This is a genomic window from Methylobacterium sp. 174MFSha1.1 (assembly GCF_900116815.1).
In the GTDB taxonomy this organism is placed as follows: Bacteria; Pseudomonadota; Alphaproteobacteria; order Rhizobiales; family Beijerinckiaceae; genus Methylobacterium.
On the sequence record NZ_FPCB01000004.1, the window covers coordinates 139,353 to 154,502 of the forward strand.

Annotated in this window: 15 protein-coding genes; 5 read left to right on the top strand and 10 right to left on the bottom strand. The window is 71.0% G+C overall.

The window, feature by feature from the left end:
* Positions 1-2: 2 nt before the first annotated feature.
* Positions 3-752: an SDR family NAD(P)-dependent oxidoreductase gene (locus BM430_RS00640; RefSeq protein ID WP_093564302.1), complete on the bottom strand. Its 750-nt coding sequence runs from the start codon at positions 750-752 to the stop codon at positions 3-5.
* A 498-nt stretch (positions 753-1,250) separates the two neighbouring features.
* Entirely contained in the window at positions 1,251-1,733 is a 483-nt protein-coding gene (locus tag BM430_RS00645) for a peroxiredoxin (RefSeq protein ID WP_093564304.1), read from the bottom strand.
* A 267-nt stretch (positions 1,734-2,000) separates the two neighbouring features.
* Here BM430_RS00645 and BM430_RS00650 point away from each other — a divergent pair, with 267 nt between their 5' ends.
* Entirely contained in the window at positions 2,001-2,627 is a 627-nt protein-coding gene (locus BM430_RS00650) for a YqgE/AlgH family protein (protein ID WP_093564730.1), read from the top strand.
* A gap of 19 nt (positions 2,628-2,646) precedes the next feature.
* On the opposite strand, the gene BM430_RS00655 is transcribed toward BM430_RS00650, so the two are convergent.
* Entirely contained in the window at positions 2,647-3,654 is a 1,008-nt protein-coding gene (locus tag BM430_RS00655; RefSeq protein ID WP_244539241.1) for a hypothetical protein, read from the bottom strand.
* A 400-nt stretch (positions 3,655-4,054) separates the two neighbouring features.
* Here BM430_RS00655 and dnaK point away from each other — a divergent pair, with 400 nt between their 5' ends.
* The 3 genes from dnaK to BM430_RS00670 all read left to right on the top strand — a co-directional run bounded on the left by dnaK (position 4,055) and on the right by BM430_RS00670 (position 8,251).
* Positions 4,055-5,971 (top strand): molecular chaperone DnaK, encoded by a 1,917-nt coding sequence (gene dnaK / locus BM430_RS00660; RefSeq protein WP_093564306.1) that lies wholly within the window; start codon positions 4,055-4,057, stop codon positions 5,969-5,971.
* Between the two features lie 249 nt (positions 5,972-6,220).
* A complete protein-coding gene (gene dnaJ / locus BM430_RS00665; protein ID WP_093564308.1) occupies positions 6,221-7,396 on the top strand; it encodes a molecular chaperone DnaJ in 1,176 nt (391 codons plus the stop codon).
* A 258-nt stretch (positions 7,397-7,654) separates the two neighbouring features.
* Positions 7,655-8,251, top strand: coding sequence for a class I SAM-dependent methyltransferase (locus BM430_RS00670; protein ID WP_244539257.1), 597 nt, complete (start codon positions 7,655-7,657; stop codon positions 8,249-8,251).
* Positions 8,252-8,407: 156 nt separating this feature from the next.
* On the opposite strand, the gene BM430_RS00675 is transcribed toward BM430_RS00670, so the two are convergent.
* The 5 genes from BM430_RS00675 to BM430_RS00695 all read right to left on the bottom strand — a co-directional run bounded on the left by BM430_RS00675 (position 8,408) and on the right by BM430_RS00695 (position 11,983).
* Positions 8,408-8,938: a prolyl-tRNA synthetase associated domain-containing protein gene (locus BM430_RS00675; RefSeq protein WP_093564310.1), complete on the bottom strand. Its 531-nt coding sequence runs from the start codon at positions 8,936-8,938 to the stop codon at positions 8,408-8,410.
* Complete coding sequence (locus BM430_RS00680) at positions 8,935-9,891, bottom strand: threo-3-hydroxy-L-aspartate ammonia-lyase (protein ID WP_093564312.1); 957 nt, start codon at positions 9,889-9,891, stop codon at positions 8,935-8,937. The genes BM430_RS00675 and BM430_RS00680 overlap by 4 nt, the downstream gene beginning before the upstream one ends.
* Before the next feature lies 1 nt (position 9,892).
* Positions 9,893-10,666: an enoyl-CoA hydratase gene (locus BM430_RS00685; RefSeq protein WP_093564314.1), complete on the bottom strand. Its 774-nt coding sequence runs from the start codon at positions 10,664-10,666 to the stop codon at positions 9,893-9,895.
* A 67-nt stretch (positions 10,667-10,733) separates the two neighbouring features.
* Positions 10,734-11,474: a phosphatase PAP2 family protein gene (locus BM430_RS00690; RefSeq protein WP_093564316.1), complete on the bottom strand. Its 741-nt coding sequence runs from the start codon at positions 11,472-11,474 to the stop codon at positions 10,734-10,736.
* Entirely contained in the window at positions 11,471-11,983 is a 513-nt protein-coding gene (locus tag BM430_RS00695) for a 2'-5' RNA ligase family protein (protein ID WP_093564318.1), read from the bottom strand. Before BM430_RS00695 ends, BM430_RS00690 begins: the two co-directional genes overlap by 4 nt.
* Before the next feature lie 86 nt (positions 11,984-12,069).
* On the opposite strand from BM430_RS00695, the gene BM430_RS00700 reads away from it, so the two are divergent.
* Positions 12,070-13,002, top strand: coding sequence for an alginate O-acetyltransferase AlgX-related protein (locus BM430_RS00700; protein ID WP_093564320.1), 933 nt, complete (start codon positions 12,070-12,072; stop codon positions 13,000-13,002).
* Between the two features lie 223 nt (positions 13,003-13,225).
* Here the strand turns inward: BM430_RS00700 and BM430_RS00705 are convergent, their stop codons facing one another.
* Together BM430_RS00705 and BM430_RS00710 are read right to left on the bottom strand one after the other, a co-directional pair.
* A complete protein-coding gene (locus BM430_RS00705; protein ID WP_093564321.1) occupies positions 13,226-14,071 on the bottom strand; it encodes a metallophosphoesterase family protein in 846 nt (281 codons plus the stop codon).
* Positions 14,068-14,997: a diacylglycerol/lipid kinase family protein gene (locus BM430_RS00710; RefSeq protein WP_093564323.1), complete on the bottom strand. Its 930-nt coding sequence runs from the start codon at positions 14,995-14,997 to the stop codon at positions 14,068-14,070. The genes BM430_RS00705 and BM430_RS00710 overlap by 4 nt, the downstream gene beginning before the upstream one ends.
* Between the last annotated feature and the right edge of the window lie 153 nt (positions 14,998-15,150).

Sequence of the window (15,150 nt, forward strand, 5' to 3'; positions counted from 1 at the left end):
CCTCAGTGGATCAGCATGCCGCCGTTCACGTCGATGACGGCGCCGGTGATGTAGGAGGACAGGTCGGAGGCCAGGAACAGGCAGGCATTGGCGACGTCGTCGGCGACGCCGAGGCGGCCGAGCGGGATGCCCTTGGCGATCTCGACCTTCAGCTCGTCGGTGAGCTTGCCGCCGGTGATGTCGGTCTGGATCAGGCCCGGGGTGATGCTGTTGACCCGCACCGTATCGGGGCCGAGCTCGCGGGCCATCGCCTTGCCGAGGCCCAGCACGCCGCCCTTGGCGGCGCTGTAATGCGGCCCGCCGAAGATGCCGCCGCCGCGCTGCGCCGAGACCGACGACATGCAGACGATCGAGCCGGATCGCTGCTTGCGCATCTGCGGCACCACCGCCTGGCTCATGTAGAGCGTGCCGCGCAGGTTCACGTCGAGGACGGCGTCGTAGTTGCCGGGCTCGATCTCCATGAACTTCAGCGGCTGGGTGATGCCGGCATTGTTAATCAGCACGTCGATGCGGCCGAAGCGGGACACCACCTCGGCGGCGGCGGCCTCGCAGGCGGTCTTGTCGGTGACGTTGCAGGCGAGCCCGACATGACCCTCGCCGAGCGAGCGAGCGGCCTCTTCGGCCTGGCCGGCATCGAGATCGAGGATCACCACCTTGGCGCCGTGCTGGGCGAAGAGCTTCGCGGTGGCGCGGCCGATGCCCCGCAGCGAAGCGGCGCCGGTGATCAGGCACACCTTGTCGTTCAGCAACATGTCGTCCTCCCTGGCTCGTTGCGGCGCGTGCCCATGCGTCGGGCCGGCCTTCGGGCACGAGGGAGAGTCTCAGCGGCGCGAAGGGCTCATCCCCGCATCGCCGCCCGCCCGTGGCGGTGCCTCCCTCGTCTCGTTGCGGGCACTGTGCCCGGCGGGAGGGGAGCGGACAAACGCGGAAATTGCAGCTGGAGGTGAATGGGATTCACCTGAAATGCCGTGGCGCGGAGGCTCGGCGATGGTCGATCGCTTCAGCGCCTGTTCGACCGGCCCGACGAACCTGAAACCCTCAGTGTCATCCCGGGGCCGCGCAGCGGAACCCGGGATCCATAACCGCTGACGGTCGAGGATCAGGCGGAACGCGTTGAGCCTGGTCTTGCAATCTCGGCGGCTATGGATCCCGGGTTCTCGGCTTCGTCGAGCCCCGGGATGACGTAGAGTTTTTGAAGTCGTCCGGGGCCGGTCCGTCAGCCTCTCGGCCTGAACCCCGGGAAGCCACCCTCAGAGCGACTTCAGCAGCGTCTCCGCCCCCGAATGATCCGCCTTCGACGGCGAATCCTCGACGTTGAGCACCCGCACCACCCCGTCCTCGACCACCATGGCGTAGCGCTTCGAGCGCACGCCGAGGCCGAAGCCGGTGCCGTCCATGTCGAGGCCGAGCGCCTTGGCGAAGTCGCCGTTGCCGTCGGCCAGGAACTCGATGCCCTCGGCGCCGGCCGCCTTCGACCAGGCCTCGAGCACGAACACGTCGTTGACCGAGGTCACCGCGATCGCGTCGATGCCGCGGGCCAGGATGTCGCCGCGGCGGGTGACGAAGCCGGGCAGGTGGTTGCGGTGGCAGGTCGGCGTGAAGGCGCCCGGCACCGCCACCAGCACCACGCGGCGGCCCTTGAACACGTCGTCGGTGGTCTTGGGCGTCGGGCCGTCGGGGCCCATGACCCGGAAGGTCGCCTGGGGCAGGTGATCGCCGACCTGGATCGTCATCGTGGCTCTCCTCGCGAAAAAGTCGGGCGGGGTCTAGCGCGGCGGCCCCGGCGAGTCGAGGTTGCGGGGAGAGGGGCGCACCACCGTCGTCCATCGCCCCGCGACCGTCTCGCACCGCCCCGCGACGCGGGCGACGGGACCCCGCGGCCTCCCCGGGCGTTCCCGCACAAGCGGACTATGGACAACGCCGGGGCGGAGCGTAGCATGGGCTTCATGCGCAGCAGATTTCCACAGGACCTCCTCTCCCAGGACCCCGGCCAAAGCGGGGTGTCGGACCTGCGCGCGGGCGACCGGGAGGATCCGGCCCGCGACGGGCCGAGCTACCTCGACGGGCAATTGCTGGTGGCGATGCCGGGCATGGCCGACGAGCGGTTCTCGCGCTCGGTGATCTATCTCTGCGCGCATTCGGCGGAGGGGGCGATGGGGATCATCGTCAACAAGCCGGCCGCCGACCTCAACATGCCGGACCTCCTGGTCCAGCTCGACATCATCGGCCAGGACGACGCCATCCGGCTGCCGAGCCGGATCGGCCACATGCCGGTGCTGATGGGCGGGCCGGTGGAGGCGAGCCGGGGCTTCGTGCTGCACTCGCCCGACTTCCACATCGACCAGTCGACGCTCCTGATCGACGACGGCATCTGCCTCACCGCGACGATCGAGATCCTGCGGGCGATCGCGGTCGGCAAGGGGCCGGCGAGCGCGGTGCTGGCGCTCGGCTATGCCGGCTGGCAGGCCGGGCAGCTCGAAAGCGAGATCCAGGCCAATGGCTGGCTGCACTGCCCGGCCGATCCGGACCTGATCTTCAACACCGCCCTCGAGACCAAGTACGACCGGGCTCTGCGCGGCATCGGCATCGAGCCCGCCATGCTCTCGGCCACCGCCGGCCACGCCTGACCGGCGACCGGAAGACCGCCTACTGGTCCTGCGCCCCGGCCTCGAAGCCGGGGTTCATCCCCTCGACGGCCGGCGCGGGCCGCTTGCGGGCGGCGGGCCGCGGGGCGTTGCTGGCGGTCGGGGCGGCGCCCGAGAGGCCGAGGCGGGTGGCGAGCGACAGGGCCCGCGCCTCGGAGAAGCGCAGGTGGCAGAAGCCGTGCGAGCCCTCGCGGACGTAGGCGCGACAGAACTGCTCCCGGTCGGCCGAGAAGGCGGCCTGCTCGGTCACGATCGGCCGCACGTCCTCGCGGGAGGCGCGCTTCGTCATCACCTTGTAGTTCTCGCGCACCGCCTTGTCGGCGACGCCGCGGGCCGAATCGAATTCCTGGGCCCGCGGCATCAGGGCGGCGGCGCCCGGGCCCCACATGCCCTTCGGAGTGGTGGCGCAGTCGGAGGCCGTGAACACGCAGGAATCGGCTTCGCCCAGAGGCGTGACCATCACGCTGCCCTCCAGGATCTCGAACCGCAGCGGGCAGGACGCCCCGGCGGAGGCGAGCTGGGTGACGCCGTTGGGCTTGCCCTGGTCGGCGAGGGCGAGCGGCTGCCCGTCACCGATCGCGACCTTGCAGCTCTCCGTCGGCTGCGAGACCTTGGTCCCGGCGAGGGTCAGGCGGGCGGTGAAGCCGCCGCCCGCCCGCTCCAGGCGCAGGCTCCCGGCATTGCCGTTCTGCTGCAGGTCCTGGCCGAGGATCGCATCGTCGTTGGGGGTCTTCAGCACCACGGGCTTGGGCGGCGCGGGCGGCGCCGGCGCGGGCCGGGGGGCGGCGTCGGGCGGCGGCGCCTCGCCCGGGGGGCGGGCGCCCGGCACCGGGGCCGGGGGCACCGGCGGGCGCGCGGCGCGGCCGATGCCGAACAATTCCTCGAGGAAGGACTGGGCCGAGGCCGGGGCCGGCGCCGCAATCAGGACCGCCGCCAGAATCGCCGCGAGGGGCAGGGCCGCCAGCGCGGGCAGGGCCACCGGGCGGGGGGAGGGGCGAACGGGCTGCATCAGGCTCCAGGCGACAGACAAGGGGCGAACGGCAGGGAATAGAGCTCGCGCCGAGTCCTAGCATGGGGTCCGTGGCAGGGGCGTGGCAAGTCCGCAACATTGTCGTGGCGGCTTGACCATAGGTTCGGGGAGGGGCAGCCCGGGCGAAACCGCCTCGGCGGGCCCATGCGGAACGCGATGCGAAACGCGATGCGCGAGCCGGCCCGGCTCGCCTTGCGGCCCCGAAACGGCCTTCTTATATCCGGCTCGGCGCGGGCAACGCCCCCGCTCGCCGGTCCTCCGGCGATGCGTGGTCCGGTCCGGCCCGCCCCGGCTCAAACCATTCGACAAGTACCGCCATGGGCCGAGCTGCTTCGGGGCTCGGCGGTCTGCTTAAAAAACACCAACGAGGGATCCCACCATGGGTAAAGTAATCGGCATCGACCTTGGCACCACGAACAGCTGCGTGGCCGTGATGGAAGGCACGCAGCCCAAGGTCATCGAGAACGCGGAAGGCGCGCGCACCACCCCGTCGATCGTCGCCTTCACGGACGACGGCGAGCGGCTCGTCGGCCAGCCGGCCAAGCGCCAGGCGGTGACGAACCCCGAGCGCACCTTCTTCGCGATCAAGCGCCTCATCGGCCGTACCTACGACGACCCGATGACGCAGAAGGACAAGGGGCTCGTCCCCTACAAGATCACCCGCTCGAGCGGCGGCGACGCCTGGGTCGAGGCGGACGGCAAGCCCTACTCGCCGTCGCAGATCTCCGCCTTCACGCTGCAGAAGATGAAGGAGACGGCCGAGGCCCATCTCGGCCAGCCGGTCACCCAGGCGGTCATCACCGTCCCGGCCTACTTCAACGACGCCCAGCGCCAGGCGACCAAGGATGCCGGCAAGATCGCCGGCCTCGAGGTGCTGCGCATCATCAACGAGCCGACCGCGGCGGCGCTCGCCTACGGCCTCGACAAGAAGAAGACCGGCCTGATCGCGGTCTACGACCTCGGCGGCGGCACCTTCGACGTCTCGATCCTGGAGATCGGCGACGGCGTGTTCGAGGTGAAGTCGACCAACGGCGACACCTTCCTGGGCGGCGAGGATTTCGACAACCGCATCGTCGAGTACCTGGCGGCCGAGTTCAAGCGTGAGCAGGGCATCGACCTGACCAAGGACAAGCTCGCCCTCCAGCGCCTCAAGGAGGCCGCCGAGAAGGCGAAGATCGAGCTGTCCTCGGCGACCCAGACCGAGATCAACCTGCCCTACATCACCGCCGACGCGAGCGGCCCGAAGCACCTGGCGCTGAAGCTCAGCCGCGCCAAGTACGAGTCGCTGGTCGACGACCTGGTGCAGCGCACGATCGAGCCCTGCCGCAAGGCGCTCAAGGATGCGGGCGTCTCGGCCTCCGAGATCGACGAGGTGGTCCTGGTCGGCGGCATGACCCGCATGCCGAAGGTCCAGGAGCAGGTGAAGACCTTCTTCGGCAAGGAGCCCCACAAGGGCGTCAACCCGGACGAGGTCGTGGCGATCGGCGCCGCGGTGCAGGCGGGCGTGCTCCAGGGCGACGTCAAGGACGTGCTGCTCCTCGACGTGACCCCGCTGTCGCTCGGCATCGAGACGCTCGGCGGCGTGTTCACCCGGCTCATCGACCGCAACACCACCATCCCGACCAAGAAGTCGCAGGTGTTCTCGACGGCCGAGGACAACCAGAACGCGGTCACCATCCGGGTCTTCCAGGGTGAGCGCGAGATGGCGGCCGACAACAAGCTGCTCGGCCAGTTCGACCTCGTCGGCATCCCGCCGGCCCCGCGCGGCCTGCCGCAGATCGAGGTGACCTTCGACATCGACGCCAACGGCATCGTCAACGTGACGGCCAAGGACAAGGCGACGGGCAAGGAGCACCAGATCCGCATCCAGGCCTCGGGCGGCCTGTCCGACGCCGACATCCAGCGCATGGTGCAGGAGGCGGAGGCCAACGCGGCCGACGACAAGAAGCGCCGCGAGCTGGTCGAGGTGAAGAACCAGGGCGAGGGCCTGATCCACGCCACCGAGAAGTCGGTGGCCGAGCACGGCGACAAGGTCCCGGCCGGCGACAAGGCCGCGATCACCACCGCCATCGACGCCCTGCGCCAGTCGCTCGCCGGTGAGGACGTCGAGCAGATCAAGGCCCGCACCACCGACCTGATGCAGGCCTCGATGAAGCTCGGCGAGGCGATGTACGCCGCGAGCCAGGCCGCCCCGGACGCCGCCGCCGGCGCCCCGGGCGCCGAGGCCAAGAAGGACGACGTCATCGACGCCGACTTCCAGGAGGTCGACGACAAGGACCAGAAGAAGCGGGCGTAAATCACGCCTTGAGGTTGCCGCACGGATCTGAGATCCGTGCGGCCCGGAGCGTCGCACGATCGCAGGCCGATCGAGCGACGCTCCGGGTTTTTGATTTTGCCGCATTTTCTGCGACGAACCGGTATCCACTTCGTCGGAAAATGCTCTGGTGATTTACGATGCGACCCGGTCCCCGGCGCCCCAACGGCGCCGGGGACCGGACGTGTATGGACGATGCCCGACGGGGATACGGCGGGGCCGGGGACAGGAATGTCGAAGCGCGACTACTACGAGGTGCTGGGCGTCGCCCGCACCGCGACCGACGGTGAGATGAAGTCGGCCTTCCGCAAGCTGGCGATGGTCTACCACCCCGATCGCAACCCCGGCGACAAGGAGGCCGAGCTCAAGTTCAAGGAGCTCAACGAGGCCTACCAGTGCCTCTCCGACGGGCAGAAGCGCGCCGCCTACGACCGCTTCGGCCACGCCGCCTTCTCGCAGGGCGGGCAGGGCGGCCCCGGATTCGGCAACGAGTTCGGCGACTTCATGTCGGACATCTTCGACACCTTCTTCGGCGATGCCCGCGGCGGTCCGGGCGGCGGGCGCCCCGGTGCGGGAGCGGGCGGGCGTCCGGGCGGGGGCCGCGAGCGCGGCGCCGACCTGCGCTACAACCTCGAGATCAGCCTCGAGGAGGCCTTCACCGGCAAGACCGAGACGATCACGCTGCCGACCTCGGTCACCTGCGAGGTCTGCGCGGGCTCGGGCGCCAAGGCCGGCTCGAAGCCCAAGACCTGCCCGACCTGCGCCGGCTACGGCCGCGTGCGCGCGGCGCAAGGCTTCTTCGCCATCGAGCGCACCTGCCCCAACTGCCAGGGCCGCGGCGAGATCATCGAGGATCCATGCCCGGCCTGCTCGGGCGCCGGCCGCGTCACCCGCGAGCGCACCCTCTCGATCAACGTGCCGGCGGGCGTCGACGACGGCCTGCGCATCCGGCTCGCCGGCGAGGGCGAATCGGGCCTGCGCGGCGGACCGGCGGGCGACCTATACATCTTCCTGTCGATCAAGCCGCACCCGTTCTTCCAGCGCGACGGGGCCGACCTGTTCTGCCGCGTGCCGATCTCGATGGTGACGGCGGCGCTCTCGGGCGAGATCACCGTGCCGGTGATCGACGGCTCGCACACCTCGGTCCGGGTCCCGGCCGGCACCCAGACCAACAAGCAGTTCCGCCTCAAGGGCAAGGGCATGCCGGTCCTGCGCTCGCGCGACGTCGGCGACCTCTACATCCAGGTCTTCGTCGAGACGCCGCAGAACCTCACCAAGCGCCAGCGCGAGCTCCTGCAGGAATTCGACACCCACGGCACCCAGGCCGACAACCACCCCGAGAGCGCCGGCTTCTTCTCCCGGGTGAAGGAATTCTTCGACGGCCTCAGCGGCTCCGGCCGCGCCTGAGAGCCGGGTTCGCGGCTCCGGCCGCGCCGATTCCGAGGTTCGCGGAACGGGTCCGCGAACCGGAGCCATTCTCGCGCGTTCTCACGCGCGACGGGATTGCGGGGGCGCGGGTCTCGTTCCGGGCGCGTCAGGCTTGACGGCGGCGCGCCTTTGAACGACAGCCGTTCCCCGAGCAATCTTTCTTCGCGTGTTCAAGGGTCTTCGGTCTTGCCTTTGCCTCACCGATCCAGGGCCAAAGCCGTCGCGGTCGCGAGCCCGCTGCCTCATCCGAAGCCCCAGAAGAAGAAGCGCGACATCCTGGAGGACGAGGCGCGGTTCCTGCGCTCCTGGTTCGAGCGGCCGCTGGTCACCGGCGCCGTGACGCCCTCCGGCAAGATGCTCGCCCGCACCATGGCCTCCTACGTCGATCCGCGCCTGTCCGGGCCGGTGATCGAGCTCGGGCCCGGCACCGGGCCGGTGACAGACGCGCTGGTGCGCCGCGGCATCGCGCCGGAGCGGCTGGTGCTCGTCGAGTACAACCCGGATTTCTGCAAGCTGCTGCGCCGGCGCTTCCCGAAGGCCACGGTGCTCCAGGGCGACGCCTACGACATCCGCGCCACCCTGGAGGGCGTGGTCGCCGAGCCGGCCTGCGCCACGATCTCGAGCCTGCCACTCTTCACCAAGCCGCTGGAGCAGCGCCTCGACCTGCTGACGGCCGTGCACGACCTGATGCACGCGGACGCGCCCTTCGTGCAGTTCACCTACGCGGTGGTGCCGCCGATACCGGCCAAGTCCACGACCTACACCGCCAGCCGCTCGAACAAGGTGTGGCTCAACCTGCCGCCGGCCCGGGTCTGGGTGTATCGCCGGCCCTGAGGGATTTGTGAGGGCGGGTGGATCGCGTCGAGACGCGGACCATCCGCCACCTTTCCCCGATGCGACCGGGCGTGGTCGATCGGTGGGGCAGGACAGCCCGAGATTGCGCCCCCTCTCCACGCGTCGCGCCGATCCCGGCTCGGGATCGAGCGGCCGTCACGCGGGCTGCTCGGCCTCCTCGGCCGGCTCCGGCAGCGCCATCACCCGCGGCGGATGCCCCGTCGCTTCCAGGAAGCGGATCAGGTCGCCCGGCGTCACCGCCGTGGTGGCGCCGTTATGGAGCGGGTGGAAGTTGACCGGGTCGTGCGCCATCAGCCCGGCATCCAGGATCACCGCCACCGTGCCGTCGCGGTCGTTGATCAGCCCGAACGGCGTCACCGAACCGGGGCGCACGCCGAGGCGCTCGTAGAGCAGCTCGGCCGAGCCGAAGGAGAGCCGGCCGGTGGCGCCGAGCGGCCCGTGCAGGCGCTTGAGATCGATCCGCGCCTCGGCCTCCGCCACGACCAGGAAAAGCCGCCCGCGCTTGTCCTTGAGGAACAGGTTCTTCGAGTGGCCGCCCGGCATCCCCGCCTTGAGGTCGCGGGATTCCGCCACCGTGTGCACGGGGACGTGCTCCACGGTGGCGTGCGCCACGCCGAGGCTGTCGAGGAAGGCGAACAGGTCGCCCGGCGTCGCCACACCACTCATGCGGCGAGATGCCGGGCGAGCGCCGCCGGATCGACGTTGCCGCCCGACAGGATCACGCCGACGCGCTTGCCCTTGACCGGCACCGCGCCCTCGAAGGCCGCCGCCGCCGCGAGGCAGCCGGTCGGCTCGACCACGAGCTTCATCCGCTCGACGAAGAACCGCATCGCCGCGACGAGCTGCGCGTCCGTGGCGGTGACGATGCCGGCCGCGTCGCGCTGGATGATCGGGAAGGTGTGCTGCCCGAGATGGGTGGTGAGCGCCCCGTCGGCGATCGAGACCGGGACCGGGATGCGCACCACCTCGCCCTTCGCCAGCGATTGCTGGCCGTCGTTGCCGGCCTCGGGCTCGACGCCCCAGATCTCGACCCCCGGCGACAGGGCCTTGGCCGAGAGGCAGGAGCCGGCGAGCAGCCCGCCGCCACCGAGGCAGACGAGCAGCACATCGAGGGGGCCGACCTCCTCGATCAGCTCCTTCACCGCCGTGCCCTGACCGGCGATCACGTCCGGGTGGTCGTAAGGAGGGATCACCGAGAGGCCGCGCGCCTCGGCGAGGCTCCGGCTCACCGCCTCGCGGTCCTCCTTGTAGCGGTCGTACGTCACGATCTCGGCGCCGTAGCCGCGGGTCGCCGCGACCTTGATGGCGGGTGCGTCGTGCGGCATCACGATCACAGTCGGCACATTCTGAAGTGCGCCGGCATAGGCGATCGCCTGGGCGTGGTTGCCCGAGGAGAAGGCGAGCACCCCGCGGCGGCGCTGCTCGGGCGAGAGCGCCGCGATGGCGTTGCAGGCGCCCCGGAACTTGAAGGCGCCGGCTCGCTGCAGCGGCTCGGCCTTGAAGAACAGGGTGGCGCCGGTCCGCGCATCGGCGGTGCGGGAGGTGAGCACCGGGGTGCGGTGGGCGATGCCGGCGATCCGTCCCGCGGCGGCCTCGACGTCGGCGAAAGTGACGCTCATCTCAGCGGTTCTCGAAGTTGGGCTTACGCTTCTCGACGAAGGCCTTCATGCCTTCCTTCTGGTCGTGGGTGGCGAAGAGCCCGTAGAAGACCCGGCGCTCGTAGCGGATGCCCTCGGTCAGGGTGGTCTCGAAGGCCCGGTCGACGCTCTCCTTGGCCACCATCACGGAGGGCAGCGACATCGACGCGATGGTCTCGGCCGCCTTCATCGCCTCGTCGAGGAGGTCGGCCGCCGGGATCACCCGGGCGACGAGGCCGGACCGCTCGGCCTCCGCGGCGTCCATCATCCGGCCGGTGAGGCAGAGGTCCATCGCCTTGGCCTTGCCGACCGCGCGGGTCAGGCGCTGGGTGCCGCCGGCGCCGGGGATCACCCCGAGCTTGATCTCGGGCTGGCCGAACTTGGCGGTGTCGGCGGCGAGGATGAAGTCGCACATCAGCGCGAGTTCGCAGCCGCCGCCCAGCGCGTAGCCCGCCACCGCGGCGATGATCGGCTTGCGGCGCCGGCCGACCTTGTCCCACTCGCCGAACGGGTCGGCCATGTAGAATTCGGGATGGGTGCGGTCCTGCATCTCGCGGATGTCGGCGCCGGCGGCAAACGCCTTCTCCGAGCCGGTGATGACGATGCAGCCGATGCCGTCGTCGCGCTCGTAGCCGTCGAGGGCGTGGTTCAGCTCGGCGATCAGCGCGTTGCAGAGCGCGTTCAGCGCCGCCGGACGGTGCAGGGTGACGAGCGCCACCCGCCCGCGCGTCTCGACCCGGATGTTCTCGTAAGCCACGGCGTTCCTCCCGCTCGGTTTCCCTGCTTGGCTAGGGGAGGGCGGGGCCGCGCGCAAGCGTTTGACGTCAGGCCGGCGGCGGCGGGTCCGGCGCCTCCACCACGTCCTGGCGCTGGAGCTGGAGGGCGACGAACCAGCACAGGGAGGCCCAGGCGGCCCCGATGCACCAGCCGGCGAGCACGTCGCTCGGCCAGTGCACCCCGAGATAGACCCGGCTCATCCCGACGAGCAGCGTCGTGACGACGCCGAGTCCCATCACGAAGGCCTTGACCTTGCCCGAGCGCTCGACCCGGGCGAGCAGGATCGCCAGCGTCAGGTAGGCGATGGCCGACAGCATCGCGTGGCCGCTCGGGAAGCTCGCCGTGAAGGTCTCCATGCCGTGCGGCACTAGGTCTGGCCGCGGACGGCGGAAGAACAGCTTGAGCCCCGTCGACAGGAGCTCGCCGCCGCCCACCGCCACGAGGACGAACAGGGCGGCGCGCCGCCGCGCCGTGACCGCCAGATAGAGCACCACGCAGGCGGTGACGTAGACGATGCCGAACACGCTGCCGAAGGCGGTGATGTCGCGCATCGTCTCCGGCAGCCAGGACGGGCCGATCGGCTGGGCGAGGTCGCCGGGCACCCGCAGGGCCAGCAGGAGGCGGTCGTCGAAGCCGAACGAGCCGCCCTCGCGGATCTCGTCGGCGAGCTTGAAGAAGCCGAAGCCGAACAGGCTGACCGCGAGCAGCGAGGCGAGCGGCCCGATCTCGTTGAGGCGAAGCCGCAGCCAGACCGCCGTGGCGTGGCGGCGGAACGGGATCTCCATCATGCGCCTCCGAACGGGAACCGGCCGCGGGCCTCCCACGGGCCGCCGAGATAGCGCCAGAGCAGCAGGCCGATGCCGGTGATCTCGCGCGGCACGAAGGCGGCCTCGAGCTCGCGGTGGAGCGCGCGGGCCTCCTCCGGCGCGACCTTGTTCTGCACCGTCACGTGCGGCCGGTAGCCCTGGCGGTCCTGGGGCGTGAGCCAGGGCTCGAACGTCGCGGCGAGGCGCCCGCGCAGGGCCGACAGGCGGGGCGAGTCGAGCCCGTAGGCGACGCCGCGGCCGATGAAGCGCAGGGACGCGACCGCGACCGGCAGCGGCGCTTGCGCCCGCACTTCCGCCGCCAGGGTCTCGACGATGCCGCGCTCCTCCTCGCCCGGGAGGTGGTGGAACAGCGTGACGTGGGCCGGAATCTTGTTGAGGGCCGGGGGGAAGTAGCGGCGGCGCTGGCCGTCGAACTCCGCGAAGGCGGCCTCGTCGAGTTCCAGGGTGAGGATCAGAGGGGGTTGCGGCATGCTCCCGCCGAAAATGGCGCGGCCTTGCGGAATGGCCAGGGGCGGCGGCGCTGTTCAGCTTCTCTCAAGCCCGCTACACGGCGCGGATGCGCGACAGCACCGACATGGTCCATCTCGGCCGGGATGGCTGGCTCTTCCTGACCGGCGGCACCAACCGGGTGCGGCAGCAATATCGGGCGAGCTTGCCCGTCGCTTGGCGGCTGTGGCGCTGGCGCCGGCTGATCGAGGCGCGCACCGCGACGGCGGCGGCCCTCGGCGTGCGCGCCTTCCATGTCGTGGTGCCGGAGAAGCTGAGCATCTACGACGACCGGCTCGACGGGCTTCCCCTCGATCCCGCCCTGTCGCCGGCTCGGCGCCTCGGCGCACGCCTCGCCCGCTCGCCCGCGGCGCGGGCCTGGATCGACCTCGTCGGCCCGTTGCGGGCGGCGCGGGATGCGGAGCCGCCGCTCTACCTGCGCACCGACACCCATTGGAGCCAGGAGGGCTGCCGCCTCGCCTACGGGGAGATCATGCGGGCGCTCGGGGCCGTGCCGCCGCCCGACCTCGCGACGCGGCCGTTCCACGACCATGACGGCGTCTTGGATCTTGGCGCCAAGCTCGATCCGCCGCGGCGCGAGACGATGCGGGTCTACGAGGTGCAGCGCGACGCGGTGCGGACCTACGCCAACCCGCTGGTCGAGGCCCACGAGGCGCGGGGGACGGCCGCCGACCTCCATGTCGGCGCCCACGTGGTCTTCCGCAACGACAGCCCGGCCGCCGATCCGCGCACGCTGATGCTGTTCGGCGATTCCTGCTCGCACTTCCACCCGATCTTCCTGACCGGGCTCCTCGCAGAGAGTTTTCGCGAGCTGCACTTCGTCTGGTCGGCGAGCCTCGACTGGAGCTACGTCGAGCGGGTGCGCCCGCACCTGCTGCTGGTCGAGGTGGCGGAGCGCTTCCTGGCGCGGGTGCCGACGGACCGGTTCGACGTTGCGGCGGAGGGGGCGCGGGGCGTCGAGGGGCGGGAACGCGAGATCTGAGACTGACCCAACAGTCTTGACACCCTCCGCGTCATTCCGGGGCCGCGCAGCGGAGCCCGGAATCCAGAGCCGCGGGTGGTCCAAGATAAAGCGGAACGCACTCCGCCTCTTTCTGAGCGACCTGAGTGTCTGGATTCCGGGCTCCGCTGCGCGGCCCCGGAATGACGCAGAGGGAATGATATATGCAGAGGCTGATCAAAAATAACCTCTGGTCAAGCTCTCATCATTCCTCCGCCGCACACCGCGCCGCTCCAGACTCAGCCGCGTCGCACCAATCCGTCCCCGTCCACAGCCGCACCTGCACGGTAGCGACGCCGTCCGCGACGGTGATGCGGTTGTAGGCGTTGGGCTCGTTGCCGCGCAGGCGCGTCGAGGTGGCGGAGCCGGCCTGGACCGCCAGCAGCCGCCGGCCGGTCGCCTTCGCCTCCGGCCGGTCGATCTCGGCCTTCGGGCCGTCCGGAGTCGGCTCGACGAAGCGGGCGTAGCCGCGGTGGAGGTGGCCGGCGAGCGTCAGGCCGACGCCGTGGCGCTGGAAGGCGTCGAGGGCCTCGTCGGCGCGGCCGACCAGGCGCGCCTCCTCGTCCCAGGGCGGCGGCATGAAGGGATGGTGGCCGACCACGATCCGGAACAGGCCCGGCGGCAGGGCGTCGAGCTTCGCTTCCGTCCGCTTGATCTGCCCGCGGGTGATCTTGCCCTGCGACCAGTCGGTCTCCGGCGCCCAGGTCCGCACGGTGTTGAGGCAGACCACCGCGATCTCGTCGTCCTGGAAGACCGGCTCGGTCTCGGGCGCGACGTAGCGGCGGTAGCGCCGGAACGGATGGAAGAAGCGCTGCCAGAGCCGGAACGGCGAGATGTCGTGGTTGCCCGGCACGGCGATCCACGGATGCGGCAGCCGGTCGAGGAAGGCCTTCGCCTCCAGGTATTCCCGGGTGCGGGCGCGCATGGTGAAGTCGCCCGAGATGATGATCAGGTCCGGCTGGTCGCGGGTCAGCTCCGCCACCAGGCCCTCCACCACCGCCGGGTCGGTGCGGCCGAAATGCAGGTCGGAGATATGGGCGATGCGCTTCATCGGGGATCCTCCGCCGGCACGAGGACTTGCAGGGCGCCCGGGAGGAGGCGGTAGCGCAGGGGTGGGGCGATCAGCACGACCTCTCCGTCATTCATCACCCGCAGGGCCTTGCGGGCGTCGAGGGTCAGGGCGTCGGTCTCGTGCCGCTCCAGCCCGGGCAGGCGGCGCCACTCGCCGACCGCGAAGCCGAGCCCGAGGCGCACGAGCCGCGCCGCCGACAAGGTCTCGACGAGGTAGAGCGTGAGGTGCCCCCCGTCGACGCCCGCCCGCGACAGAACCGCACCTAAGCCCTCACGGTAGTCGCCGCAGACCACGGCGAGCGTCCGGAAGCGCACCCGCCGCACGGTGCCGCCGAGGCTCAGCACGGCGCGCTCGCGCGGGTAGCGCCCGAGATGGCGCAGGAGCCCGGCGGCCATGCGCAGGAGGTCCGTCATCCCCATGTGGCCGCGCCGCGCCTCGCGGTGGCGCGCCATCCGGGCCGGCATGCCGAGCACCGAGTTGATCAGGAAGACGTGGCCGTTGACCTCGCCGGCATCGATCCGGCGCACGAGCCCGGTCGCCAGCACGTCCACCGCCCCGTCGAGGTCGAGGGGCAGCCCAAGATCCTTCGCCAGCAGGTTCATGGTGCCGAGCGGCAGGATGGCGAGGGGAATTTTTTGGCCCGCGAGCGCTTGGGCGGCGCAGGCCAGCGTCCCGTCGCCGCCCGCGACCGCCACGGCGTCGATGCCCGGGACTTCTACGGCGGCTGCCAGCCTTTCCGGCAGGGAGGCATCGGGACGCGGCTCCGGCACGACCGTGAGGCCCACGGCCTCCAGGCGCTCGCGCAGGGCGTCGGGCGTCAGGCCTCCATCCACGAGCGCGCCCACCGCGAGGTTCGCCACCAGCACGACCCGGCGGGCGGGCGCTTCACCACTCTGATTGGTCACGCGATGGTTCCGGGCGGCGGAGGCGCCGCCCGGGCAGGATGCCGTGTTCGTGTCTCAGGCCGATGGCAGGGCCGGCATCTCACGACGGGCCGCCCCCGCGATCCCGTCCGGGAGCATGTGTCCTCGCCCGGACGGCGTTGAAGCCCTCCGGGT

What these genes read in the sequence shown, in the direction of transcription:
- BM430_RS00640 (WP_093564302.1), bottom strand. Translation starts at nt 752, where the DNA reads ATGTTGCTGAACGACAAGGTGTGCCTGATCACCGGCGCCGCTTCGCTG.
- BM430_RS00645 (WP_093564304.1), bottom strand. Translation starts at nt 1,733, where the DNA reads ATGACGATCCAGGTCGGCGATCACCTGCCCCAGGCGACCTTCCGGGTC.
- BM430_RS00655 (WP_244539241.1), bottom strand. Translation starts at nt 3,654, where the DNA reads ATGCAGCCCGTTCGCCCCTCCCCCCGCCCGGTGGCCCTGCCCGCGCTG.
- dnaK (WP_093564306.1), top strand. Translation starts at nt 4,055, where the DNA reads ATGGGTAAAGTAATCGGCATCGACCTTGGCACCACGAACAGCTGCGTG.
- dnaJ (WP_093564308.1), top strand. Translation starts at nt 6,221, where the DNA reads ATGTCGAAGCGCGACTACTACGAGGTGCTGGGCGTCGCCCGCACCGCG.
- BM430_RS00675 (WP_093564310.1), bottom strand. Translation starts at nt 8,938, where the DNA reads ATGAGTGGTGTGGCGACGCCGGGCGACCTGTTCGCCTTCCTCGACAGC.
- BM430_RS00680 (WP_093564312.1), bottom strand. Translation starts at nt 9,891, where the DNA reads ATGAGCGTCACTTTCGCCGACGTCGAGGCCGCCGCGGGACGGATCGCC.
- BM430_RS00690 (WP_093564316.1), bottom strand. Translation starts at nt 11,474, where the DNA reads ATGATGGAGATCCCGTTCCGCCGCCACGCCACGGCGGTCTGGCTGCGG.
- BM430_RS00695 (WP_093564318.1), bottom strand. Translation starts at nt 11,983, where the DNA reads ATGCCGCAACCCCCTCTGATCCTCACCCTGGAACTCGACGAGGCCGCC.
- BM430_RS00700 (WP_093564320.1), top strand. Translation starts at nt 12,070, where the DNA reads ATGCGCGACAGCACCGACATGGTCCATCTCGGCCGGGATGGCTGGCTC.
- BM430_RS00705 (WP_093564321.1), bottom strand. Translation starts at nt 14,071, where the DNA reads ATGAAGCGCATCGCCCATATCTCCGACCTGCATTTCGGCCGCACCGAC.